Annotated in this window: 15 protein-coding genes; 6 read left to right on the forward strand and 9 right to left on the reverse strand. The window is 70.5% G+C overall.

Annotation, left to right across the window (positions count from 1 at the left end; genetic code table 11):
• Nucleotides 1-1,348 precede the first annotated feature (1,348 nt).
• Complete coding sequence (locus AC3IYI_RS35340; RefSeq protein WP_489407507.1) at nucleotides 1,349-2,782, forward strand: non-reducing end alpha-L-arabinofuranosidase family hydrolase; 1,434 nt, start codon at nucleotides 1,349-1,351, stop codon at nucleotides 2,780-2,782.
• A 253-nt stretch (nucleotides 2,783-3,035) separates the two neighbouring features.
• Here AC3IYI_RS35340 and xylA read toward each other — a convergent pair whose 3' ends face one another.
• On the reverse strand, nucleotides 3,036-4,208 hold the full coding sequence (gene xylA, locus AC3IYI_RS35345) for a xylose isomerase (RefSeq protein ID WP_489407508.1): 1,173 nt from the start codon (nucleotides 4,206-4,208) through the stop codon (nucleotides 3,036-3,038).
• A 93-nt stretch (nucleotides 4,209-4,301) separates the two neighbouring features.
• On the opposite strand from xylA, the gene xylB reads away from it, so the two are divergent.
• Entirely contained in the window at nucleotides 4,302-5,732 is a 1,431-nt protein-coding gene (gene xylB / locus AC3IYI_RS35350; protein ID WP_489407509.1) for a xylulokinase, read from the forward strand.
• A 13-nt stretch (nucleotides 5,733-5,745) separates the two neighbouring features.
• A complete protein-coding gene (locus AC3IYI_RS35355; RefSeq protein ID WP_489407510.1) occupies nucleotides 5,746-6,957 on the forward strand; it encodes an ROK family protein in 1,212 nt (403 codons plus the stop codon).
• A gap of 23 nt (nucleotides 6,958-6,980) precedes the next feature.
• On the opposite strand, the gene AC3IYI_RS35360 is transcribed toward AC3IYI_RS35355, so the two are convergent.
• The 4 genes from AC3IYI_RS35360 to AC3IYI_RS35375 form a co-directional block, all read right to left on the reverse strand.
• The gene (locus AC3IYI_RS35360) at nucleotides 6,981-8,423 is read right to left on the reverse strand and encodes a GH1 family beta-glucosidase (RefSeq protein ID WP_489407511.1); all 1,443 of its coding nucleotides are present in this window, start codon (nucleotides 8,421-8,423) and stop codon (nucleotides 6,981-6,983) included.
• 109 nt (nucleotides 8,424-8,532) lie between these two features.
• On the reverse strand, nucleotides 8,533-9,429 hold the full coding sequence (locus AC3IYI_RS35365; protein WP_489407512.1) for a carbohydrate ABC transporter permease: 897 nt from the start codon (nucleotides 9,427-9,429) through the stop codon (nucleotides 8,533-8,535).
• A 4-nt stretch (nucleotides 9,430-9,433) separates the two neighbouring features.
• Nucleotides 9,434-10,510 (reverse strand): carbohydrate ABC transporter permease, encoded by a 1,077-nt coding sequence (locus tag AC3IYI_RS35370; protein ID WP_489407513.1) that lies wholly within the window; start codon nucleotides 10,508-10,510, stop codon nucleotides 9,434-9,436.
• A gap of 115 nt (nucleotides 10,511-10,625) precedes the next feature.
• A complete protein-coding gene (locus AC3IYI_RS35375; RefSeq protein ID WP_489407514.1) occupies nucleotides 10,626-11,972 on the reverse strand; it encodes an ABC transporter substrate-binding protein in 1,347 nt (448 codons plus the stop codon).
• A 411-nt stretch (nucleotides 11,973-12,383) separates the two neighbouring features.
• Here AC3IYI_RS35375 and AC3IYI_RS35380 point away from each other — a divergent pair, with 411 nt between their 5' ends.
• Nucleotides 12,384-13,451, forward strand: a complete 1,068-nt coding sequence (locus AC3IYI_RS35380) for a LacI family DNA-binding transcriptional regulator (RefSeq protein ID WP_489407515.1) — start codon at nucleotides 12,384-12,386, stop codon at nucleotides 13,449-13,451.
• 144 nt (nucleotides 13,452-13,595) lie between these two features.
• On the opposite strand, the gene AC3IYI_RS35385 is transcribed toward AC3IYI_RS35380, so the two are convergent.
• The gene (locus AC3IYI_RS35385; protein WP_489407516.1) at nucleotides 13,596-15,344 is read right to left on the reverse strand and encodes a glycoside hydrolase family 6 protein; all 1,749 of its coding nucleotides are present in this window, start codon (nucleotides 15,342-15,344) and stop codon (nucleotides 13,596-13,598) included.
• A gap of 103 nt (nucleotides 15,345-15,447) precedes the next feature.
• Entirely contained in the window at nucleotides 15,448-15,741 is a 294-nt protein-coding gene (locus AC3IYI_RS35390) for a hypothetical protein (RefSeq protein ID WP_489407517.1), read from the reverse strand.
• Between the two features lie 264 nt (nucleotides 15,742-16,005).
• Here AC3IYI_RS35390 and AC3IYI_RS35395 point away from each other — a divergent pair, with 264 nt between their 5' ends.
• On the forward strand, nucleotides 16,006-18,930 hold the full coding sequence (locus AC3IYI_RS35395; RefSeq protein WP_489407518.1) for a glycoside hydrolase family 48 protein: 2,925 nt from the start codon (nucleotides 16,006-16,008) through the stop codon (nucleotides 18,928-18,930).
• Nucleotides 18,931-19,086: 156 nt separating this feature from the next.
• Here the strand turns inward: AC3IYI_RS35395 and araA are convergent, their stop codons facing one another.
• Nucleotides 19,087-20,598, reverse strand: coding sequence for an L-arabinose isomerase (gene araA, locus AC3IYI_RS35400; protein ID WP_489407519.1), 1,512 nt, complete (start codon nucleotides 20,596-20,598; stop codon nucleotides 19,087-19,089).
• An 84-nt stretch (nucleotides 20,599-20,682) separates the two neighbouring features.
• Nucleotides 20,683-22,377: a ribulokinase gene (araB, locus tag AC3IYI_RS35405; protein WP_489407520.1), complete on the reverse strand. Its 1,695-nt coding sequence runs from the start codon at nucleotides 22,375-22,377 to the stop codon at nucleotides 20,683-20,685.
• Nucleotides 22,378-22,880: 503 nt separating this feature from the next.
• On the opposite strand from araB, the gene AC3IYI_RS35410 reads away from it, so the two are divergent.
• Nucleotides 22,881-23,879, forward strand: coding sequence for an ABC transporter substrate-binding protein (locus tag AC3IYI_RS35410; protein ID WP_489407521.1), 999 nt, complete (start codon nucleotides 22,881-22,883; stop codon nucleotides 23,877-23,879).
• Nucleotides 23,880-23,900 lie beyond the last annotated feature (21 nt).

The following is a 23,900-nucleotide window of genomic DNA, read 5'->3' on the forward strand; positions in this document are numbered from 1 at the left end:
AGTGGACCGGATCTTGGTCCTGGGCACCCCGCCTGCCGACCGCCGACCGCCGACCGGCTCGTCGGCTCGAGGACGGGAGTGTGACGGGGTTTCGAGGGGCCCGCCCCGCCCGGCGCGCCAGTTCCGTGCCGCACGTCGCGGTCGGATCCAGCAGCTGGCCGAGGGTCCCATGGCTGTGGTGGAGAACAGATCCGGGCCCCGAGGCGGCCACCAGGCACGGTACCTGCTGCTCGGTCTCGGCCACCGCGCCGTGCACGACCTGGGCGGCCGGGGTTGGTTGCCCGGTCTTACGTTCCTACTGCGGGTTCGGACCGCGCATTCGTGGGATCGACGGAGCCCAGGGGCTCTGGGTATGGCTCGTTGTCTGTTGCAGTCGGTATGGCTTGGGCAGCCTGGCCGCCCGGAGCCCCGCGACGACTCGACCGCCCATGGGGATTCGCGACTCGATCGCTTTGTAAGACAACGTCTGCGAGGTCGCCTGCGGGAACAGTGTGACGACGAGCCGGCGGAGGGAATCGCGCCCGAGATCTGGAGACCCCGGCCGCGATCCGCCGCATGGGCGTCAGGCGGCTGGAGACATGGCTCCGCAACCGCAAGGTCGGCGGGGCGGCCGCGCTCGTAGCCCGGGCCGTGGAAGCTGTCCGGAACCAGATGACCGCCCTGCGAGGCGAAGAGCTGGGCCGCCGAGCTCGTCGCCCGCACTCGGTAGCCGCCCACAATCCGTCCCCTGGGACTCCGGGAAGGTCGGCGGGAACATGCGCGGACCTCGCCGCTACCACCGCGGCCTCCAGCGGGCCCTTAACCTCTCCGCGCAGGTCAGCGCATTCTTCTGCCCGGTCTCCAAGGCGTACCGCGACCGGAAGAGGAAGGAAGGTGAAGGACACAGGCAAGCAGTCCTCGCCCTCGCCCTCGCCCGGCGCCGCGTCAATGTCCTCTGGGCCGTGATCCGCGGACCACACGCCCCTTCCAGGCCGCTCCAGTCCGCGGCAGAGCCGCTTGGCTTCAGGTGGGCAGTGCGGGGCCGTTACGGGTTGAGGCCGACTTACGGGGGTCTCAACTCCACCAACTCCCCGCGCGGTTGACCGTCCTGCTTCTGCTTCAGTGATCCGACGGATTCTTGCAGAAGATCTTGACAGTCGCTCAGGCCCCTGGTCTCCTGCCTCCAACGCCGATGTGCGAACTGCAAATTGTTAGCGCTAACAATGCTCGGCGTCCCCCACCCCCAGGGGCCACACCTTGTCGCCGCTCCGACGCGCCGTGCCCGATCCAGCCGGATCCGCAGGCGCCGAGGGCAGGTCGCCCCTGCCTCAACCGTGTGACAGCTCATCCGGTCACAAAGGAGATCTCAATGCGCAGACAAAGTTCCAGCCGCAGACGCCTGTCCGCGGTGCTCGCCGCCGCGGTTGCGGCCCTGGCCGCGCTGGCGGCGCTGCTCGTCGCCAGCCCGGCTCAGGCGGCCACCACCAGCGACTTGCGCGGTGTTGCCTCCGGCCGCTGTCTCGATGTGGCGGGCTTCAGCCAGACCGACGGCGCAAACGTGCACATCTGGGACTGCCACGGTGGAATCAACCAGCAGTGGACGTTGACGGACAGCAGCCAGCTGACCGTGTACGGCAACAAGTGCCTGGATGTCCGGGGCGGCGCCACCACGTCCGGGGCCCCGGTGCAGATCTGGACGTGCAACGGCAGCGAGAACCAGCAGTGGCGGGTGAACTCCGACGGCACGATCATCGGCGTGCGGTCCGGGCTGTGCCTGGAGGTCTCGGGCTGGGGTACGGCCAACGGCACGGGCGTGCAGCTCTGGTCGTGCCACGGTGGCAGCAACCAGAAGTGGACCGGTCTGTCCGGGGCGAGCAACGCGTGTGCCCTTCCGTCGACCTACCGGTGGACCTCGACCGGCCCGCTGGCGCAGCCGGCGAACGGGCAGGTCGCGCTGAAGGACTTCTCCACCACCACGTACAACGGCAAGCACCTGGTCTACGCGACCACCTCCAACGGAACGGCATGGGGCTCGACGGCGTTCAGTCCCTTCACGAACTGGTCGGACATGGGGGCGGCCACCCAGACCAAGATGAACGAGCCCGCGGTGGCGCCCGAACTGTTCTACTTCGCGCCCAAGAACATCTGGGTGATGGTCTCCCAGTGGAGTCAGTGGCCGCTCTACTACCGCACGTCCAGCGACCCCACCAACCCCAACGGCTGGTCCGCCGCGCAGCCGCTGTTCACCGGCAGCCTCCCCGAGGGCCCCGCGCCGGGCCAGAAGGACGCCCCGATCGACCCGACCATGATCGCCGACGACCAGAACATGTACCTGTTCTTCGCCGCTGACAACGGCAAGATCTACCGGGCGAGCATGCCGATCGGGAACTTCCCGGGCAATTTCGGCTCCTCGTACACGACGATCATGAGCGACGCGACGGACCTCCTGTTCGAGGCGCCGGAGGTCTACAAGGTCCAGGGCCAGAACCAGTACCTCATGATCGTTGAGGCGCAGGGTTCGAACCGCTACTTCCGCTCGTTCACCGCCTCCAGCCTGAACGGTCCGTGGACCGTCCAGGCCGGCAGTGAGAGCAGCCCCTTCGCGGGCCAGGCCAACAGCGGTTCCACCTGGGCCAAGGGCGTCAGCCACGGTGACCTGGTCCGCAACAACCCCGACCAGACCATGACCATCGATCCCTGCAACCTGCAGTTCCTCTACCAGGGCCTCCCCACCAGCACACCGGAGGGCACCGACTACCTGAAGCTGCCGTACCGGCCGGGTCTGCTCACCCTGCAGCGCTGACCCGCCCGATCCACGGTGATCGCGATGTGGTGCGGTCCGCCGACGTGTAGACGAGCGGTTTACGGCGTGGGCAACTCCACCTGCTGACCCATACTCACCGCAACCGAGGAGCCCCAGCCGCGCATCGGCTGGGGCTCCTCATCCTGTCTCCGGCGTCGATCTCGCCCGCGTCTATCCCTGCAGCCCCGGTTCGGCCAAGGCGCAGGGGAGCCGGGCCGTGGAACGCCACGGCCCCGCTCTTGGGTGCACCGGCTCAGCGGGCGCCGAGGAGGTGTTCGAGGGCGAGCTGGTCCAGCTGCTCGAAGGCCATGCCGCGGCGGGCGGCGGCGTCGACGTCGAAGGCGTCGAAGGCGGTCGGGTCGGCCAGCAGCCCGGCCAGGCCGTCCGCGGCGGTGGGGAGGGCCAGTTCGGGCAGCCGGGAGGCGGAGAGCGCGGCCCGGACCTCCGGATCGGACCGGAAGGCGCGGGCGCGCTCCGCCAGGAGCAGGTAGTTGCGCATGCAGCCGGCCGCCGAAGCCCAGACGCCGGCGGAGTCCTCGGTGCGCGGCGGCTTGAAGTCGAAGTGGCGGGGGCCGTCGTAGCCGGCCGACTCCAGCAGGTCGACCAGCCAGAAGGCCTGGCGCAGGTCGCCGGCGCCGAAGCGCAGGTCCTGGTCGTACTTGATGCCGGTCTGGCCGTTGAGGTCGATGTGGAACAGCTTGCCGTGCCACAGGGCCTGGGCGATGCCGTGCGGGAAGTTCAGCCCGGCCATCTGCTCGTGGCCGACCTCCGGGTTGAGGCCGACCCGCCCGGGCCGCTCCAGCTCGTTGATGAACGCCAGGGCGTGGCCGATGGTGGGCAGCAGGATGTCGCCGCGCGGCTCGTTGGGCTTGGGTTCGATCGCGAAGCGCAGGTCGTATCCCTGGTTCTCGACGTACTCGCCCAGCAGGTCGAAGGCCTCCTTCAGCCGGTCGAGGGCGGAGCGCACGTCCTTGGCCGCGCCCGACTCCGCGCCTTCGCGGCCGCCCCAGGCGACGTAGACCGAGGCGCCGAGTTCCACGGCCAGGTCGATGTTGCGGATCGTCTTGCGCAGCGCGTACCGGCGCACGTCCCGGTCGTTCGCGGTGAAGGCGCCGTCCTTGAACACCGGGTGGGTGAAGAGGTTCGTCGTGGCCATCGGCACCTTCAGCCCGGCCGTGTCCAGTGCGGTGCGGAAGCGCTTGACCGCCTGCTCGCGGGCGGCGTCGCCGGCGCCGAAGGGGATCAGGTCGTCGTCGTGGAACGTGACGCCGTAGGCGCCGAGCTCGGCCAGCCGCTCCACGGTCTCGACCGGGTCGAGGGCGGGTCGGGTGGCGTCGCCGAAGGGGTCCCGGCCCTGCCAGCCGACGGTCCACAGGCCGAAGGTGAACCTGTGCGCGGGAGTGGGGACGAGCGGGTCGCTGGTCATGAGGCGCTCCGGATCTGAGCCGAGGGCTATTTGTAATGGCGAAAAACAAATTAGTATGCCGAGACGCCAGAAGGAACCCCACCGGAGGAACGCATGTCTGCTCAGCGTGTCGTGATCGGTGTCGACAGCTCGACCCAGTCCACCAAGGCCCTCGCCGTCGACCTGGACACCGGCGCCGTCCTTGGCGAGGGCCGCGCCGCGCACGCCGTCAGCGCGGGCGCCGGCCGCGAGAGCGACCCCGAACAGTGGTGGCGGGCGCTCGGCGAGGCCATGGCGGGCACCGGCTGGGCGGACCGCGCCGCCGCCTGCTCGATCGCCGGCCAGCAGCACGGCCTGGTCACCCTCGATGCGGCCGGACGGCCGGTGCGCCCGGCACTGCTCTGGAACGACGTCCGCTCCGCCCCGCAGGCCGCCGGACTCGCAGCCGCGTTCGGCGCGGCAGAGCTCGCCCGCCGCACCGGAAGCGTCCCGACGGCCGCCTTCACGGCCGCCAAATGGGCCTGGCTGCACACGAACGAGCGTGCCGCCGCCGACCGCGTCGCGGCCGTCCGGCTTCCCCACGACTTCCTGACGGAGCGGCTGACCGGTGAGGCGGTGACGGACCGCGGAGACGCGTCGGGAACCGGCTGGTGGGGCCCGGACGGCTACGACCAGGACGTCCTCGGCCGGATCGGCCTCGACCCCGGGCTGCTGCCGCAGGTCCTGGCGCCGGGAGCCCGGGCGGGCGTCGTCCGGGCCGGGATGCCGCTGCGCGAGGGCGCACTGGTGGCGACCGGGACCGGTGACAACATGGCCGCCGCCCTCGGGCTGGGCCTGACCCCCGGGCGGCCGGTGCTGAGCCTCGGTACCTCCGGCACCGTCTACGCCGTCGGCCGGACCCGGCCCGCCGACCCGGGCGGAACCGTCGCCGGCTTCGCCGATGCCCTCGGCGGCTGGCTGCCGCTCGCCTGCACGCTCAACTGCACCCTCGCCGTCGACCGCATCGCCGCCCTCGTCGGCCGCGACCGCGAGGACGTCGAGGGAGGCGGCACCGTGGTGGTGCTTCCCTACCTGGACGGCGAGCGCACCCCCGACCTCCCGGGCGCTTCCGGCCTGGTCCACGGCCTGCGCCACGACACCACGCCCGGTCAGGTGCTCCAGGCCGCCCACGACGGCGCCGCCCACGCCCTGCTCGTGGCCCTGGACGACGTACTGCGCGCCGGAGGCGAGAGCCCCGACCCCGACGAACCCCTGCTGCTGATCGGCGGCGGAGCCCGCGGCAGGGCCTGGCAGCGGACCGTCCTGCGACTGTCCGGCCGAGCGGTCCAGGTGCCCGAGGCCCGGGAACTGGTCGCGCTCGGGGCCGCCGCCCAGGCCGCCGCACTGCTCACCGGTGAGCCCGCCGACGCCGTCGCCCGGCGCTGGCGGACCGCCGAGGGCCGGGTCCTGGAGCCCGTACCCCGGGACGACGACACGCTCGAACGGATCACCAGTACGCTGCGGCGGGCGCGGGCCCTGCAGGAGGTCCCGCCGGGAGAGCGATAGGAGGGGCGGGCCGATGACGGGGACCGGCAGGGCGAGCGGGGGCGCGGAGGCCGCGCCCGCCTCGCAGCAGGGGATGCGCCGGCGGAACCTCGCGGTGGTGATCGGCGTGGTCGCCGCGCACGGGCCGCTCTCCCGGGCGGACGTGGCCGGGCACACGGGCCTGACCAGGCCGGCCGTCTCCTCCATGGTCGACGAGCTCATCGGTCGGGGAGCGCTGACCGAGACGGAGACCGCGCCCAGCGGACGGGTCGGCCGTCCCGGACGGGCGCTGGCCCTGAACGATCGGGGTCCCGCGGGCCTCGGCCTGGAGATCGGCGTCACCCATCTCGCCGCGTGCGTCGTGGACCTGCGCGGTGAACCCCGGGTCTGGCGTCGCGTGGAGCGGGCCAACGCGGGCCGGCCGGCCGGAGAGGTGCTGGCGGAGGCCGCCGCGCTGGGCGCCGAGGCGGAGTCCGAGGCCGCGGCCCTCGGCCTGCGCGTCGAGGGCCGCGTCCTGGCCGTGCCGGGGGTGGTGCCGAACACCCCGGGCGGGCTGGTCGCGAACGCGCCGAACCTCGGCTGGCAGGCAGTGCGCCCCGCCGACCACTGGCCCGACCCCGATACCGCGCCCGAGCCGGAGAACGAAGCCAACCTGGGGGCGCTGGCCGAACAGTGGCACCGGGGCAACCCCGCCGAGACCTTCGTACACGTCTCAGCCGAGGCCGGAATCGGTGCCGCGGTGGTCATCGGCGGACAGCTGTTCCGGGGCGCCCGCGGCTTCGCGGGCGAACTCGGCCACCTGCCCGTCCACCCGGAGGGCGCCCCTTGCGCCTGCGGGGCACGCGGCTGCCTGGAGCAGTACGCGGGCGAGGCGGCCGTACTGCGCGAGGCCGGGCTCGGACACGTCGGCGACCCGGTGGCCCTGCTCGCCGAACGGGCAGCCACCGGGGACGCCGCGACCCTGCGCGCCCTGGACCGCGCAGGACGGGCCCTGGGCCTCGCCCTGACCTCGGCGGTGAACCTGATCGACCCGGACGGCCTCGTGCTGGGCGGCGCCTACACCGAACTCGCCGACTGGCTCCTCCCGTCGGTACGCGCCGAACTGGCCGCCCGGGTCACCGTCCGGCCCTGGAACCCGGAGGCGGTACGCCCCTCCGCCCTGGGGCGCCGCGGACCGGTCCTGGGTGCGGCATGGTCGACGGTCCAACAGATCATCGCCGACCCCACCCGCCTGCCCATCCGCTGACTGGTGCTGTGACCGGAACGGCTCTACGCGTCGCCAGGAGCGTGCAGCTCTCCCGTCCGGGCCACGCGGGCGTACCAGTGCGCGCTCGATTTGGGTGTGCGCTTCAGGGTGTCGTAGTCGACGTGGATCGCGCCGAAGCGTTTGGCGTAGCCGTAGGACCACTCGAAGTTGTCGAGCAATGACCAGAGGAAGTAGCCGCGTACGTCCACCCCGTCGGTGATCGCCCGGTGTACGGCCTCCAGGTGGGCGTGGACGTAGGCGGCGCGTTCGGGGTCGTGGACCGTGCCGTCGGGTCCGATCTCGTCCTCGTACGCCGCTCCGTTCTCGCTGATGACGAGCGGCAGTCCGGGGTACCGGGCGGCGGTCCGGGTCAGCAGGTCGTACAGGGCGTTCGGGTCCACGGGCCAGCCCATCGCCGTGCGTTCGCCCGGTGCCTGGTGGAAGGCGACCTCGTCCGCGCCGGGCCAGGGGGAGTGATCGCTGTTGCCGTGGCCGTCGTCCTGCGGCCTCTGGTCGCCCGGCGCGACGTGCGAGACGACTGTCGGGGTGTAGTAGTTGACGGCGAGGAGGTCCAGGGGCTGGTGGATCGTGGAGGTGTCGCCGTCCCGGACGAAGGACCAGTCGGTCAGGTGCGCGGTGTCCGCGAGGAGGTCCTGGGGGTATCCGCCCTCCAGCATGGGGCCCAGCCAGATGCGGTTGCCGACGGCGTCGACGCGCCGGGCCGCGTCCTGGTCCTCGGGTGAGGGGGTCAGGGGGCGGACCTCGTGGAGGTTGAGGGAGACGGCGAGCTGGGCGTCCGCGGGCAGTGCGGCGCGCAGGGCCTGGACGGCGAGGCCGTGGCCGAGGTTGAGGTGGTGGGCCGCGCGCAGGGCGGCGACGGGGTCGGTCCGGCCCGGGGCGTGCACGCCGGAGGCGTAGCCGAGGAACGCGCTGCACCAGGGCTCGTTGAGGGTGATCCAGTGTTTCACCCGGTCCCCGAGGGCGTCGGCCACCTGGCCCGCGTACGTGGCGAAGCGCTCGGCGGTGGAGCGTTCCGGCCAGCCCCCCGCGTCCTCCAGGTCCTGGGGGAGGTCCCAGTGGTAGAGGGTGAGGGCGGGGGTGATGCCGGCGGCGAGCAGTTCGTCGACCAGCTTGCGGTAGAAGTCGAGGCCCTTCTGTACGGCAGGTCCCCGGCCGGTCGGCTGGACGCGCGACCAGGAGACGGAGAACCGATAGGCGCCCAGGCCCAGTTCGGACATCAGCCGGACGTCCTCGGGGAAGCGGTGGTAGTGGTCGACGGCCACGTCACCGGTGTGGCCTTCGAAGACCTTGCCCGGGGTGTGGGAGAAGGTGTCCCAGATGGACGGGGTCCGTCCGTCCTCGCGGGCGGCGCCCTCGATCTGGTACGCGGCGGTGGCCGTGCCCCAGAGGAAGCCGGACGGGAACGTGCGGGTGGCGGTGAGTGGCCGGGTCTCGGACGCGGTCATAGGAGAGCGCTCCCAACGTAAGTGTGGTTGAAGTCGTGCCGGATGAACCGGTGCCGGAAGACGGGGCGCGAACAGGCCGACGAGGTAGGCCGTTCCCGGGCGAACGCCGTCAGTTCTTGACGGCGCCGGCGGTGATTCCGCCCACGATGTGCTTGCCGAGTACGGCGAAGACCAGCAGCAGGGGCAGCGTGGATATGAGTGCGCCGGTCAGGACGACGGCCTGGTCGACGGTGTGATTGCCCGCGCCGAGGCCGGCCAGGGCGACCTGGAGGGTCGGATTCCCGTCCGGGGTCAGCGCGATGAACGGCCAGAAGAAGTCGTTCCAGGCCTGGACGAAGACGAGCATCCCCAGGACCGCCATCGCGGGCCGGGCTACGGGGAAGACCACGTGCCAGATGATGCGCAGGCTGTGCGCGCCGTCCATCCTCGCCGCCTCCACCAGCTCCACCGGCAGTGCCTCGATGAGGTACTGGCGCATGAAGAACACACCGAAGGCGGCGACCAGCGAGGGCAGGACCACCGACTGGAGCTGGTCGACCCAGCCGAGGTCGGTGATGATCTGGTAGAGCGGGATGACGCTGAGCTGCGGCGGAATCGTCATGGTCGCCACCACCAGTGCCAGCAGGGCGCCCCGGCCCTTGAAGGGCAGTTTGGCGAAGGCGAAGCCGGCCAGGGTGGAGAACAGGACGGTGGACAGCGCCACGAGCCCGGCCACGATGGTCGTGTTGACCAGCGCCTCGCCCATGTCGACCTGGTTCCAGGCGAAGGCGAGGTTGTCGAAGAGCCGGGGGCCGGGCAGGAGCGGGGCCGGGGCCTCGACCACGCGCTCGCCCGTGTGGGAGGCGGCTACGAGGTTCCAGTACAGCGGGAAGAGGGAGACGAGGGCGGCCAATACCAGCAGGACGTAGGTGAGCGGTCCCGCATGGTGCTGTCGGCCGGCCGACGAGCGAAGGCGCCTTGCGCGCGGCGCCGCGGCGGTGGTGGTCTTTTCGAGTGTGCGGGCCATGGGGTCAGCTCCCCGCCTTCGTGCGGATGTGGCCGGAGCGGCTGCTACTGCGGTGGTTGAGGTTGCGTCGGCTGCGATTGCGGTTCGAGCGGGAGATCAGCGCCTGGAGGCCGCCGATGAGCAGGAGGAGCAGCAGCATGACCCAGGCGATGGCGGAGGCCTGACCCAGCGCGCCGGTGACCCACCCCTTCTCGTACATGAGCAGGCTCAGCGTCTGGAACTGGTTTCCGCTGCCGCCGCTGATGCCGACGCTGCCGCCGAAGAGCATCGGCTCGCCGAACAACTGGGTGGCGCCGATGGTGGAGACGATGACGGTGAAGAGGATCGTCGGCCGGATGGAGGGGATGGTGACGCTGAGGAACTGGCGCCAGCGCGAGGCCCCGTCCAGGGCCGCGGCCTCGTAGAGGTCCTGGGGTACGGCCTGCATCGCCGCCAGATAGATGAGCGCGTTGTAGCCGGTCCAGCGCCAGGTGACGATCGTCGAAATCGCTATCTGCGCGGGCCACTTGGAGGATTCCCAGGCGACCGGCTCGAAGCCGACCCAGCCCAGGACCGTGTTGATCAGGCCGTAGTCGGTGTTGAAGAGCTGCGCGAAGACGAGCGTCGCCGCCGCGATGGAGGTGGCGTACGGGGCGAGGACCGCGACGCGGAAGAAGCCGCGGCCGCGCAGCTTGTAGTTGAGCAGGTGCGCGAGACCGAGGGCCATCAGCAGCTGGGGAACGGTGGAGATCACGCCGATGGTGAAGGTGTTGGCCAGCGCGTTCCAGAAGAACTCGCTGGTCGCCAGGGAGGTGTAGTTCTCCATCCCCTTCCATTGCGCGCTGCCGCCGAGTTCGACGCGGTGGAGCGAGAGCCAGCCCGTGTAGATCAGGGGGAAGAGCCCGAAGGCCGCGAAGGTGAGGAAGAAGGGAGCGATGAAGACGTACGGGATCGCCTTCAGATCGAGGCGGTAGAGCGTGCTGCGCCAACCGCTCCGGCCCGAGGGTCGCTGCCTGTGGGAGCCGGGGCCGGCGCTGGAGCCCGGGGCTTGTGCGGCGGGCGGCGCGGAGCCGCCACCCGTCGCCCGTACGGAGGTGGCCACGGGGGGCGTCCTTCCAGGTCGATGCGTTCAGTGATGCGGTGGGTGCGGACGGTCGACGGCCCGCCGCCACCCGCGGGGAGGTAGCGGGTGGCGGCGGGCCGTCACACTGCCCCCGCTATTGGTCGATCTTGTCGTCGACCAGCTTCTTGACGTTCTCCCAGGCCTTCGCCGGGTCGGTGCCGCGCTGCTCGATGTCGAGGATGCCGTTGTCGGTGAGGAAGGTCTTCACCTGGCCGTCCCAGCGGCTGATCGGGGCGGGCGTGATGCCGGCCGCCGCCTCCGAGTAGATCTTCCCGACCGGGGTCTCACCGAAGTACGGCAGCTTGGCGCCCTGCACCACCGGGGAGCTCAGGGTGTCCTTGGAGGAGGGGATGTTGCCGTTCACGCCGAAGACCTTGGCGTGCTGCGCCGGTGCGGTGAGCCAGGCGGCCAGCTCGGCCGCCTCCTTGGCGTGCTTGCCCGACTTCGGCACGGCGAGGAACGAGCCGCCCCAGTTGCCGGCCACGGGCGGCGCGGCGATGTCCCACTTCCCCTGGTTCTCCGGGCCCGCCTGGTCCTTGATGATGCCCGTCATCCAGCTGGGGCAGGCGACGGTGGCGAACTTCGTGTTCTTGAAGGCCGCGTTCCAGGTGCCCTTCTCGTCGAACTGGCGCAGTTTCCCGGTCAGTTCGCCCTTCGCCGCCGCCACGGCGGTGTCCCACGCCTTCTTCACACCCGGGCTGTTCTCGTAATCCAGCTCGCCCTTGGCGTTCGCGTACTGCACCGGCTCGCTGGAGATCACCGCGTTGAACAGACCGCTCGCGGAGTCGTGGAAGGCGGTCCCCTCCGGGGCGCTCTTCTTGTACGTCTCGCCGGTGGCGATGAACTTCGCCCAGTCGCCCGCCCACAGCTTCGCGACCTCGGTGCGATCGGTCGGCAGGCCGGCCTTGGCGAAGAGGTCCTTGTTGTAGCAGATGGCCATCGGGCCGATGTCCGTGCCGAGGCCGATCACCTTGCCGTCGCCCGTGGTGGCCTGCTTGACCTTCCAGTCCAGGAACGCGCCGACGTCTGCGCCTCCGGTCTTGCCGAGGTCGGTCCACTTGTCCGCCATGGCCGGACCGGTCGCCTCCGCGATGTAGCCCACCTCCAGGGCCTGGATGTCCGCGAGGCCGCTGTCGCGGGAGAGGCGCAGCTTGAGCGTGTCCCAGTACTTCTGGCCGTCCGCGACGTTCGACTCTTCGATCTTGATGTTCGGGTGGGTCTTCGTGTACTCGGCGTAGAGCTTGGCGCCGGTCGCGTCGTCGTAGCCGAAGGAACCGAAGGTGCCGATCCGCAGCGTGATCTGCTCGCCGCCGGCCGCGCCGGCATCCTTGCCGCCATCGCTGTCGCTGCCGCAGCCTGTGAGCAAGGCCGCACCGGTCACGACGGCGACGGCCGCGGCGACGGTGGCACGGCGTCCGTGTCTGCTGCTGGAAGTGCGCATTCCACTCTCCTCGTCCAAGGTGGTGCTCGTTGTGCGCCAGGGGGTCCGACAGGCTGTTCGCGGCTCGGCGAGGGCCATGCCCGGACCTGATGTGAAGGGCGTTGTCGCACCCCTGGATGGGAGCGCTCCCACGTCGCTGCCGGAAGGTTGCGGCCTGGCGGGTGTAGGTGTCAAGAGATGAACGCGGATTCATTACAGAGAGGTTTCCGCGCACGCTTGCCCCTCGCTTCTCCGGTGCGACCCGCCGGATTGTGAAGGCGGGCGTGGCAAGTCCGAGGAATCAGGGGTAGTGTGGGAGCGCTCCCATGAGTTCGTCGGCGTAACGTGTGCCGTGCGACGCGGTTGGGGTCCATCATCGTGCCTTATTCACCTGATTCACCTGATCAGCTGGCCCGGCCGGCGCGGAGTGCGATGTCGCACGAGGGGAGTTCGAGGGTCGTGAGCGGACGGCAGAACGGCAGGCCCACCCTGGAAGAGGTCGCGGCGCTGGCCGGTGTCGGCCGGGGCACGGTCTCCCGGGTGATCAACGGCTCCCCACGGGTGAGCGAGCAGGCCAGGGACGCCGTCGCCCGCGCCGTCGCCGAGCTGGGGTACGTACCCAATCAGGCGGCCAGAGCGCTGGCCGGGAGCCGGACCGACGCGGTCGCCCTCGTCATCCCGGAGACCGAAGCCCGGCTGTTCTCGGAGCCGTACTTCCTCGACCTGATCCGTGGCGTCAGCGCAGAACTCGCCGAAGCCGACAAGCAGCTGCTGCTCACCCTGGTCCGTACCGAGGCGGAGCGGAAGCGGTTCGAGGACTACCTGGCCGCCCAGCGGGTCGACGGCGTCCTGCTGGCGTCCGTCCACGGCGACGACCCGCTGCCGGACCGGATCGCACGACTGGGGTTGCCGGTCGTCATGAACGGCCGGCGTTCCGAGGCCGAACCCGTCGCCTACGTGGACTCCGACAACATCGGCGCGGGACGGGCGGCCGTCGCCCACCTGGTGGGGCGGGGCCGGAGCAGGATCGCGACCATCAGCGGCCCGCTGGACATGTACGTGGCCCGCGCGCGTCTGGGCGGCTACCGCGCGGGGCTCGCGGAGGCCGGGATCCTGCCCGACGAGTCGCTGGTGGCGACCGGGGACTTCACCGAGGAGGGCGGCCGGCTGGCGATGCGCGAGCTCCTGGAGCGCGCCCCCGGCCTGGACGCGGTCTTCGCCGCCTCCGACGTGATGGCGGCGGGCGCGCGCGGGGTGCTGCGCGAGGCCGGGCGGCGGATCCCGGAGGACGTGGCCCTCGTGGGGGTCGACGATTCGACGGTGGCCCGCCTGATGGATCCGCCCCTGACGAGCGTGCGCCAGCCGATCGAGGAGATGGGACGCACGATGACCCGGCTGCTGCTCCAGAAGATCGCGGAGGCGTCCGGAGCCGGTCCCGCGTCGGGGGAGGAGCGGCGGCGGGTCCTTCCCACGGAGCTGATCGTGCGGGATTCCTCCTGAGAACTGAGGGATCCGAGCTGCTGCTGAGTGCTGCTGGGGCCTGAGCTCTGAGGCCTGAGGCCTCAGGCCTGAGTGCGGTACGGCCCGCAGCCGTACGGAATGCAGACGACTCCGTACGGCTCCGGGTCCTTCACCGGCTGTGTGTCACAGCGCCGGGTGGGCGTTCTTCATGAGCTCCTGGAACTGGGCGGAGAACCACTGTCCGGCGAGCGGCGCGTCCGGGAGGGACCCCGACATGCTGTTGCCGTTGCGTACGTTGCCCGTGTAGGTGGGGTCGCACATCCGGTCGAAGCCCTTGCCCTCGTCGTTCGGGATCTCCTTGCTCGCGCCGTCCGACTCGCCCGGAGGCTTGACCCACACGTACGCGTCGATGCCGGCGGCGGGTGCCGCCTGCGGCCGTTCGCCGAGGCCGGCGCCGGACTGGTTGCACCAGTTGCCGAGGTGGATGCGCCGGTCGTAGCGGCCGCCGTTGACGAAGGTGTCCACGTTCGTCAGCGCGCCGGGGCCGGTCGGGCGGGCCGCGCCGCCCCAGCCGTTGCGGGAGGTGTCGATCAGCATGCCGATGCCGGAGTCGAAGCCCAGCGAGACCAGCTTGGTCCGCATGCCCTGGGCGTAGGACAGCTCGTCGGTGTAGCGGTTCCAGTCGACCCACTTCGACTGGCGTACGGAGGTGCCGTTGACCGAGTCTTCGATCTTGAAGTGGTCCTCCTTCAGGGCGCTGTAGTTGGCGGTGTTGACGATGAAGCCGTGCACGTTGGAGAGCGTGGAGCCCTCGGCGCTGGCCGCCTGCTTGAACATTTCCGCGGAGGCGCCCAGGTTGTCGTCCCAGCCGAGCCAGCCGTGGTGGCCCGCGTCCACGTAGTTGTAGACGTTGGCGATGGCACCGAGCTTGTTCAGGGCGTAGCCGACGCCCTTGATGTAGTTGCCGTTGGTCTTCATCACGTCGCAGTTGGCGACGGCCGTGGGGCGGCCGGAGACGTTGGTGACCAGGTTCGGCAGGGAGTCGATCTCGACGGTGTTGACGATCCGCAGCCCCGCGTACTTGGGGTCGGCCTGGATCGCTGCGATCGGGTCGATGTACTGCGTCTTGTACCTGTCGATCTCGGTCGGCCCGAGCTCACCGTTGGAGGCGAGCGCCGAACAGTCGCGTCCGGGCAGGTTGTAGATCACGAACTGGACGACCATCTCGCCGCTGCCCTTCTGCGCCAGCGCCGCGTCGAGGTGGGCGCGCAGGCCCATCCCGCCGTTGACACCCGCGATGGCGGCGGTGCGGTCCAGCCAGACGGAGGTGGGCTGGTTCGCCACCCTGCTGCCGCCCGGTTCGGCGGCGGCCTTGGCGGACCATTCGGGGTTCACGTACATCTTGGCGCCGGCGTACGGGTTGTCGACCTTGCCGCCGGTCGGCGGCGGGGTCGTGGGGGGTGTGGTGGGCGGGGTCGTCGGGGGAGTGGTCGGCGGCTGGGTCGGGTCGGTCGTGCCGTTGCAGGTGACGCCGTTGAGCTTGAACGTCGCGGGGACGGTGTTCGTGCCGGTGTGCGAACCGTTGAACCCGAAGGAGGTCGAACCGCCCGTGGCCAGCGACCCGTTGTAGGAGAGGCTCTTCGCCGTCACCGCGGCGCCGGACTGGGTGATCGTGGCGTTCCAGCCCTGGGTGACCTGCTGGCCGTTCGCGTAGGACCACTCCAGGGTCCAGGAGGCGACCGGGTCACCGGTGTTGGTGACGATCACGTTCGCGCCGAACCCGGTGTTCCACTGGTTGGGGATCTGGTACTCGACCTTGCAGCCGGCGGAGGCGGCGCCGGCGGAGGTGCCGAAGACCGTCGCGGTCGCGCCGGCTGCCGTGACCAGACTGAGCGCCGCCAGAAGTGCGGTGCGGGGGATCGTGCGGCTCATTTCGTGGGGTGCCTTTCAGTTGAGGGTGCGCAGGCGGGTGCGCAGCCCGGTGACACATCGGATGGATTGCCCTCGCTCGAGGTGTCGGGGCCGTCCCTGAGGATCAGTTCCAGGGGTCCGGGTACAGCCGCGGCACAGAGGGCGCGGGCGCGGACCACGCCATGACGCGGTGGACGAACGCGTGACCGCGGGTGTTCGCGCAGGCCTCGCCCGTCACCGGGGGAACCCGGATGACGGGCGGGACCGGGCGGCGGGCGGGGCGGGGTGTGGAGTCTCGGCGTGGCTTGCTGGGGAAAGAAGTGGTGGAGCCGTGGACGGGCCAGGCGGCGGCCGTACCGCCGTCACGCAAGGCCGGCGCTGCTCCGCCGAGCAGCGCCGACAGACGCGGCGATGTCACATGGGCGGTCCTTGCGGCAGGGGCGCACTGTGCCGGCGCGCCGACTGATGGAACCGCTCCCACTGGTTGGGGCCAGACCGTAGCGTCAACTACCGCCAAACAAAAGAGGTGTTGAGTAAATTCCTGACGGAATGCATTCGACTCTTCACACGTCTTGACGCCGTACGTACCGCCTCTGCATGGTGGGAGCGCTCCCACTGGTCGGAGCTTGTGCGCAATCGTGCTTCCCACCCGTCTCCCCGAGCCGCGAGGAGAACCATCCGCATGTCTGCACACCCCCCACCCAGACCACACGCCCGACGCAAGCTGCTGACAGCGTCGGCCGTAGCCGTATCCCTGTCCCTTCCCCTCGGTCTGACGGCCGTCGGCGCGAGCACCGCCGAGGCCGCGGCCGTGCAGTGCAGCGTCGACTACAAGACCAATGACTGGGGCTCGGGCTTCACCGCCGAGCTCACCCTCACCAACCGGTCCGCGACCCCGCTCGACGGCTGGACCCTCACCTACGGCTACTCGGGCAATCAGCAGCTCACCAACGGCTGGAACGGCACCTGGTCCCAGTCCGGCAAGACGGTCAGCGTCACGGCCGCGGACTGGAACAAGACCGTCGCCGCCGGCGCGGCCGTCACCGCCGGCGCCCAGTTCGCGTACAGCGGGAGCAACGCCGCCCCCACCTCCTTCGCCGTCAACGGCACCCCGTGCGCCGGAGCCCACCAGCCCCCGGTAGCCGTCCTGACCAGCCCCACCGCAGGCGCCGTATACACGGCGGGCACGCCCGTCCCGCTCGCCGCCACCGCCGCCGCGGCTGACGGCGCCACCGTGGGCAAGGTCGAGTTCTACAGCGACACCACGCTGCTGGGCACGGACTCCACGGCGCCCTTCACCCTGGATGCGACCGGCCTCGCGGCTGGTTCCCACTCCCTCTACGCGAAGGCCTACGACAGCCTCGGGGCGTCCGCCGAATCAGCGCCCGTCGGCATCACCGTCGCCGCCGGCCCCGCACTTGTCGCCACCCCCGCACAGCTCTCCGTACGCCGCGGGGAGACGGGAACCTTCGGCCTGAAGCTGTCCAAGCAGCCGGCCGCGAACGTCACGGTGGGCATCGCCCGCACCTCGGGCAACACCGACCTCACCGCGGCGCCCGCGACGCTCACGTTCACCCAGGCGAACTGGAACACCGCCCAGAAGGTGACGGTCACCGCCGGCACCACCGGCAGCGGCTCCGCCGTCTTCACCGCGACCGCCCCCGGCCATGCCAAGGTCGAGGTGACGGTAGCCCAGCTGGCTGCCGACTCCACGTACGACGCCCGCTTCCTCGACCTCCACGGGAAGATCACCAACCCGGCCAACGGCTACTTCTCGCCCGAGGGCATCCCGTACCACTCCGTCGAGACGCTGATCGTGGAGGCCCCGGACCACGGACACGAGACGACCTCGGAGGCCTACAGCTATCTGATCTGGCTGCAGGCGATGTACGGGAAGATCACCGGAGACTGGACCAAGTTCAACGGCGCGTGGGACACCATGGAGAAGTTCATGATCCCCACCCACGCCGACCAGCCGACGACCGGTTCCTACAACGCCTCCAAGCCCGCCACCTACGCCCCCGAGCACGACCTCCCCTCGCAGTACCCGGCGAAGCTGGACGGGGGAGTCGCCTCCGGCGTGGACCCGCTCGCCGGCGAGCTGAAGAGCGCGTACGGCACGGACGACATCTACGGGATGCACTGGCTCCAGGACGTCGACAACGTCTACGGCTTCGGCAACGAGCCCGGAAAGTGCTCCGCCGGACCGACCGCGACCGGACCCTCGTACATCAACACCTTCCAGCGCGGACCGGAGGAATCGGTCTGGGAGACCGTTCCGCACCCCACCTGCGACAAGTTCGCCTACGGGGGCAAGAACGGCTACCTCGACCTCTTCACCGGGGACGCCTCCTACGCCAAGCAGTGGAAGTTCACCAACGCCCCGGACGCCGACGCGCGCGCCATCCAGGCCGCCTACTGGGCCGACATCTGGGCCAAGGAGCAGGGCAAGGGAACCCAGGTCACCGCGACCGTCTCCAAGGCGGCCAAGATGGGCGACTACCTGCGGTACTCCATGTTCGACAAGTACTTCAAGAAGGCGGGGAACTGTGTCGGCCCGACCGTCTGCCCCGCCGGCACGGGCAAGGACAGCGCGCACTACCTGATGTCCTGGTACTACGCCTGGGGCGGCGCCACCGACACCGCGGCCGCCTGGTCCTGGCGGATCGGCTCCAGTCACGCCCACGGCGGCTACCAGAACCCCCTCGCCGCCTACGCGCTCAGCGAGTACGCCCCGCTGAAGCCCAAGTCGGCGACCGGCTCGGCGGACTGGGCGACCAGCCTCGACCGGCAGCTGGAGTTCTACCGCTGGCTCCAGTCCGACGAGGGCGCCATCGCGGGCGGGGCGACCAACAGCTGGCAGGGGCGGTACGCGCAGCCTCCGGCCGGAACCCCCACCTTCCACGGGCTCTTCTACGACGAGAAGCCCGTCTACCAGGACCCGGCGTCCAACCAGTGGTTCGGCTTCCAGGCCTGGTCCATGGAGCGGGTCGCCGAGCTCTACGAGCAGACGGGTGACGCAGGCGCCAAGGCCGTGCTCGACAAGTGGGTCGGCTGGGCCCTGTCGAAGACCACGATCAACCCCGACGGCACGTACCGCATCCCCTCCACCCTCAAGTGGTCCGGCGCCCCCGACACCTGGAACGCGTCCGCTCCCGGCGCCAACGCGGGCCTGCACGTCACCGTCGCCGACTACACCGACGACGTGGGCGTGGCCGCCGCCTACGCCAAGACCCTCACCTACTACGCCGCGAAGTCCGGCAACGCCGAGGCCAAGCGGGTCGCCAAGGCCCTGCTCGACGGCATGTGGGCCCACCACCAGGACCCCCTGGGCGTCTCCGTCGAGGAGACCCGGACCGACTACAGCCGCTTCAACGACCCGGTGTACATCCCCAGCACCTGGACCGGCACGATGCCGAACGGCGACACGGTGAACTCCGCCTCCACCTTCGCCTCGATCCGCACCTTCTACCAGGACGACCCGGCCTGGCCGAAGATCGAGGCCTACCTCGCCGGCGGCGCCGCGCCCGCCTTCACCTACCACCGGTTCTGGGCCCAGGCGGACATCGCCCTGGCCATGGGCTCGTACGCGGAGCTGCTCGAATGACAGCCCGCCCCGCCTGAAGAGCAGCTCCGCGTACGACGAGGCCGGGCAGCCCGCAAGGGCCTGCCCGGCCTCTACGCGTCCATCCGTCGCCCGCTCTCCCGGAAGCCCGGCCGCGTCGTCACCGGTGACGGCGGGACGCCCCGGGCTTCGAGCGGTTCACAGCCCCAGTGCCAGCCGGTAGTACGCCTGGTTCCAGCGGAGATCGCGCCGGAACTGCTTCGGAGTCGTGGTCTCCTCGATGAGGGCGAGTTCCAGGCGGAGCATTTCCGCCAGGTCGTCGAGGTGGTCGGAGGTGAGGGCGGTGCTGAGGACGGTGTGGTGCGGTCCTCCGGCCGTCAGCCAGGATTCGGTGGAGGTCCGCAGGTCGGGGCGGGGCCGCCAGACCGCGCGGGCAACGGGCAGGGCGGGCAGCGGGTGAGGGGGCGCCACCACGTCGATGTCGTTGGCGATCAGGCGGAAGCGGTCGCCGAGGTCGGCGAGCCCGACCACCACGGCCGGGCCGGGGGCCGCGTCGAACACCAGGCGCACCGGGTCCTCCCGCCCGCCGATGCCGAGGGGGTGGATCTCGCAGCTGGGCCTGGCGGCGGCGATGGTGGGGCAGACTTCCAGCATGTGCGCACCGAGGATGAGCTCGTTGCCGGGTGTCAGGTCGTAGGTGTAGTCCTCCATGAAGGAGGTGCCGCCCGGGAGGCCGACGGCAGCCACTTTGAGGGCGCGCAGCAGGACGGCGGTCTTCCAGTCGCCCTCTCCTCCGAAGCCGTACCCCTGGGCCATAAGCCGCTGCACGGCGAGGCCGGGCAGCTGGCGCAGTCCGCCCAGGTCCTCGAAGTTGGTGGTGAAGGCCCCGAAGCCGCCCGTTTCGAGGAAGGTGCGCAGGCCGGCTTCGATGCGGGCCGCGTAACGCAGCGCGTCATGCCGTCCGCCGCCCGGTCGCAGTTCCGGCGCCAGGTCGTACAGGTCGGCGTACTCCTCGACGAGGGAAGCCACCTCGGTCTCGTCCGCGCTGTCGACGACCTCCACCAGGTCGTTGACGCCGTAGGTGTTGACGGAGACGCCGAAGCGCAGCTGGGCCTCGACCTTGTCGCCCTCGGTGACGGCCACGTCGCGCATGTTGTCGCCGAAGCGGGCGACCTTGAGGGTGGCCAGTTCGGATCGTGCGGCGGCCGCCCGCGCCCAGACCGCGACGCGTGCGCTCGTCACCGGATCGGTGACGTGGCCGGCCACGGTCTTGCGGGGTACGCCGAGACGGGTCTGGATGTGCCCGAACTCGCGGTCTCCGTGGGCGGCTTGGTTGAGGTTCATGAAGTCCATGTCGATGGTGTCCCAGGGCAGGGCCACGTTCGACTGGGTGTGGAGGTGCAGCAACGGCTTGCGCAGCGCGTCCAGTCCGGCGATCCACATCTTGGCCGGCGAGAAGGTGTGCATCCAGGCGATGAGCCCGATGCACCGGTCGTCGGCGTTCGCGTCGAGGCACACCCGGCGGATGGCGTCGGCGTCGGTCAGTACCGGCTTCCACACCACACGCGCGGGAATGCCGGAGGCGTCGGCCAGCGCGGTGGCGATCTGCCGCGACTGTTCGGCGACCTGCTTCAGCGTCTCCTCCCCGTACAGGCCTTGGCTGCCGGTGAGGAACCAGATCTCCTGGGCGGGGGATGTTCGGCTGGGCACATGGACTCCTGAAGGTGACGTCCCGCAGCGCTGGTGAGGGCGGCGCGCGGGTGGGGATTCGGGAACGGGCAACGGGGGCGGGGGTCAGCCCGCGGTGTGGGTCGTGTCGCGGATGTGCCTCAGGCGGTGCAGCAGGCCACCGGTGGCGAAGTGGTCGTGCAGGAGCCGGTATTCGGCGAAGAGGGCGTCGTACGCGTCGGCCCGCGGGGCGTCGGGCAAGTAGACGGCCGGCAGTCGGCGGCCCATGGCGGCGGTGGCCGTCCGTACGTCGGCGTGCGCGCCGGCGGCTACGGCGGCGTGGATGGCCGACCCGAGGGCGGGGCCCTGGTCGGACGCGGCGAGGGAGACGGGGCGGCGCAGCACGTCGGAGTAGATCTGCATCAGCAGTTCGTTCTTGGCCAGTCCGCCGGCGACGATGAACTCGTGGACCGGTACGCCGCCTGCTTCCAGGGTCTCCACGATGACGCGGGTGCCGAACGCGGTGGCTTCGAGCAGTGCGCGGTAGACGTCCTCGGGGCGGGTCGCGAGGGTGAGACCCACGATGACTCCGGAGAGGTGGTGGTCGACGAGGACCGAACGGTTGCCGTTCAGCCAGTCGAGGGCGACCAGTCCGTGTCCGCCGACCGGCTGTCCGGCGGCCTTCCGGGTCAGCAGGGTGTGCAGGTCCTCGCCGCGCTCGGCGGCCTCGGCGAGGTAGTCCGACGGGACGCCTTGGTCCAGCACCCAGGCGAAGATGTCGCCGACCGCGCTCTGGCCGGCCTCGTAGCCGTAGGCTCCCTCGACGATCCCGCCGGCCACGACACCGCAGATGCCGGGGACGTCGGCCAGGACGGGGGCGTTCACGACGTGGCAGGTGGAGGTCCCCATGATGGCGAGCAGTTGTCCGTCCTCGACGGCCTGGGCCGCCGCCGCGGTGACATGGGCGTCGACGTTGCCCGCGGCCACGGCGATGCCGGGCCGCAGCCCCGTCCACGCTGCCGCCTGCGTACTGAGCGAGCCCACGCGTGAGCCCAGAGCGGAGAGGGGGAATTCGAGGCGGGTGCGTGCGAAGTCGGCGAACCGGGGGTTCAGCGCGGCCAGGTACTCCTCGCTCGGGTAGGCGCCGTCCTGGTGGATGCCCTTGTATCCGGCGGTGCAGGCGTTGCGGGACTCGGTTCCGGTGAGCTGCCACACGATCCAGTCGGCGGCCTCGATCCACCGCGCGCAGCTTTCGTAGACGAGCGGATCCTCCTCCAGGACCTGGAGGGCCTTCGCGAACTGCCACTCGGCGGAGATCCGGCCGCCGTAGCGGGCGATCCACTTCTCCCCGCGGGCGTGGGCGAGTTCGTTGATGCGGTCGGCATGGGACTGGGCGGCGTGGTGCTTCCACAGCTTGGGCCACGCGTGCGGGCGTCCGGCGAGCTCGGTCTCGGCGAGGGGAGTCCCGTCGGCCAGCGTGGGCAGGACGGTGCAGGCGGTGAAGTCGGTGGCGATGCCGATCACCGCGGCGGGATCGATCCCCGCCGCCGCCAGGGCCTGCGGGACGGCGTGACGCAGTACGTCCCGCCAGTCCTGGGGGTGTTGCAGGGCCCAGTCCGGAGGCAGCGGCGCACCGCCTTGCGGCAGGTATCGGTCGATGACGCCGTGCCGGTAGGCGTGGACGGCCGCGGCCAGTTCCTGACCGTCGCGAACCCGCACCACCACGGCGCGGCCCGACAGCGTGCCGAAGTCGACGCCGACCGTGTACTGCTCCGATTCCTCGGAAGGCGGGGTGGGCGCGAGGGGATGGGGTGACGTCAACAGAGTGCCTTTCGAAGGAGCCGTGGGGGCGGCACGCGGCGCGGCCCGGCAGCCGGAGATGCCGTCCGACAATCCTGACGGTCGGCGAAGGGTCCGATGCCTTGCAGTGTGAGCGCTAACAATGTCGATAGGCAAGAGGTCTGCGTGGATCATGTGGGAGACCCCCTTGGCGCGGCGGCCTTCGTATACGGGGCCTCGCCTCGATGTGTGGTTGATTCGACGCGGGTTGAGGTCTCTGATCCGGGCGACGGCGTCGACGGTCTCGCGAACGGATGGAGCCCGCCTCGTTGCCCCACGTGACGTGGTAACGGACAGGTAACGCGCGCAGAGGGGTTGAGAACCCGGCTTGTTAGCGCTCACAATGCGACGGCGCCCCTTCTCAAGGGCATCCCGTTCCGGTCGCCCCCGCCCCGCCCCCGCCCCCCGCCACGCCCATGACCACGGGCACGGCCCGGCACCGGCCGTGCGGAGCCTCTTCCGTACACCCCGAAAGGACACCCGTCATGGCTCGCAGAGCAGCTCTCGTCCTCACCGTCGCCCTTCTCGCCTCCTCGGCGTTGACCGCCTGCTCGACCGAGGGCCCCGCTTCCACCCCGGCCTCCGGGGCCAAGACGGGCTCCGGCGGCGCGATCACCATGGGCTTCGCCCAGGTCGGCGCCGAGAGCGGTTGGCGTACCGCCAACACCAAGTCCGTCCAGGAGGCGGCGAAGAAGGCCGGGATCGAACTCAAGTTCTCCGATGCTCAGCAGAAGCAGGAGAACCAGATCAAGGCGATCCGCACCTTCATCCAGCAGAAGGTCGACGTGATCGCCTTCTCGCCGGTCGTGGAGTCCGGCTGGGACACGGTGCTGAAGGAGGCCAAGGACGCGGGCATCCCGGTCATCCTCACCGACCGCGCCGTGGACACCAAGGACACCTCCCTCTACAAGACCTTCCTGGGCTCGGACTTCGTCAAGGAGGGCAAGTCCGCGGGCGAGTGGCTGACCGGCGCGTACGCGAACGAACAGGGCCCGGTCAACATCGTCGAGCTCCAGGGCACCACGGGCTCCGCACCCGCCAACGACCGCAAGGCCGGCTTCGCCGACGCGATCCGCGCCGACGGCAAGTTCAAGATCGTCGCTTCGCAGACGGGCGACTTCACCCGCGCCAAGGGCAAGGAGGTCATGCAGGCGTTCTTGAAGTCCCAGAAGGACATCGACGTCCTCTACGCCCACAACGACGACATGGCCCTCGGCGCCATCCAGGCCATCGAGGAGTCCGGCAAGAAGCCCGGTACGGACATCAAGGTGATCTCGGTGGACGGAATCAAGGACGCCTTCGTCGCGATGACGGAGGGCAAGATCAACGTCGTGGTGGAGTGCAACCCGATGCTCGGCGACCAGCTGATGGAGCTGGCCAAGAAGGTCGTGGCGGGGGAGAGCGTCCCGACCCGGGTCGAGACCCAGGAGGGCGTCTTCCCGCAGGACAAGGCCGCGGCCGCCCTGCCGACCCGGAACTACTGACGCGGCAGGTTCCGGTGCCGC

The sequence above is a fragment of the Streptomyces sp. GL_148 genome, from assembly GCF_057834205.1.

What these genes read in the sequence shown, in the direction of transcription:
- AC3IYI_RS35340 (WP_489407507.1), top strand. Translation starts at nt 1,349, where the DNA reads ATGCGCAGACAAAGTTCCAGCCGCAGACGCCTGTCCGCGGTGCTCGCC.
- xylA (WP_489407508.1), bottom strand. Translation starts at nt 4,208, where the DNA reads ATGACCAGCGACCCGCTCGTCCCCACTCCCGCGCACAGGTTCACCTTC.
- xylB (WP_489407509.1), top strand. Translation starts at nt 4,302, where the DNA reads ATGTCTGCTCAGCGTGTCGTGATCGGTGTCGACAGCTCGACCCAGTCC.
- AC3IYI_RS35355 (WP_489407510.1), top strand. Translation starts at nt 5,746, where the DNA reads ATGACGGGGACCGGCAGGGCGAGCGGGGGCGCGGAGGCCGCGCCCGCC.
- AC3IYI_RS35360 (WP_489407511.1), bottom strand. Translation starts at nt 8,423, where the DNA reads ATGACCGCGTCCGAGACCCGGCCACTCACCGCCACCCGCACGTTCCCG.
- AC3IYI_RS35365 (WP_489407512.1), bottom strand. Translation starts at nt 9,429, where the DNA reads ATGGCCCGCACACTCGAAAAGACCACCACCGCCGCGGCGCCGCGCGCA.
- AC3IYI_RS35375 (WP_489407514.1), bottom strand. Translation starts at nt 11,972, where the DNA reads ATGCGCACTTCCAGCAGCAGACACGGACGCCGTGCCACCGTCGCCGCG.
- AC3IYI_RS35380 (WP_489407515.1), top strand. Translation starts at nt 12,384, where the DNA reads ATGTCGCACGAGGGGAGTTCGAGGGTCGTGAGCGGACGGCAGAACGGC.
- AC3IYI_RS35385 (WP_489407516.1), bottom strand. Translation starts at nt 15,344, where the DNA reads ATGAGCCGCACGATCCCCCGCACCGCACTTCTGGCGGCGCTCAGTCTG.
- AC3IYI_RS35395 (WP_489407518.1), top strand. Translation starts at nt 16,006, where the DNA reads ATGTCTGCACACCCCCCACCCAGACCACACGCCCGACGCAAGCTGCTG.
- AC3IYI_RS35410 (WP_489407521.1), top strand. Translation starts at nt 22,881, where the DNA reads ATGGCTCGCAGAGCAGCTCTCGTCCTCACCGTCGCCCTTCTCGCCTCC.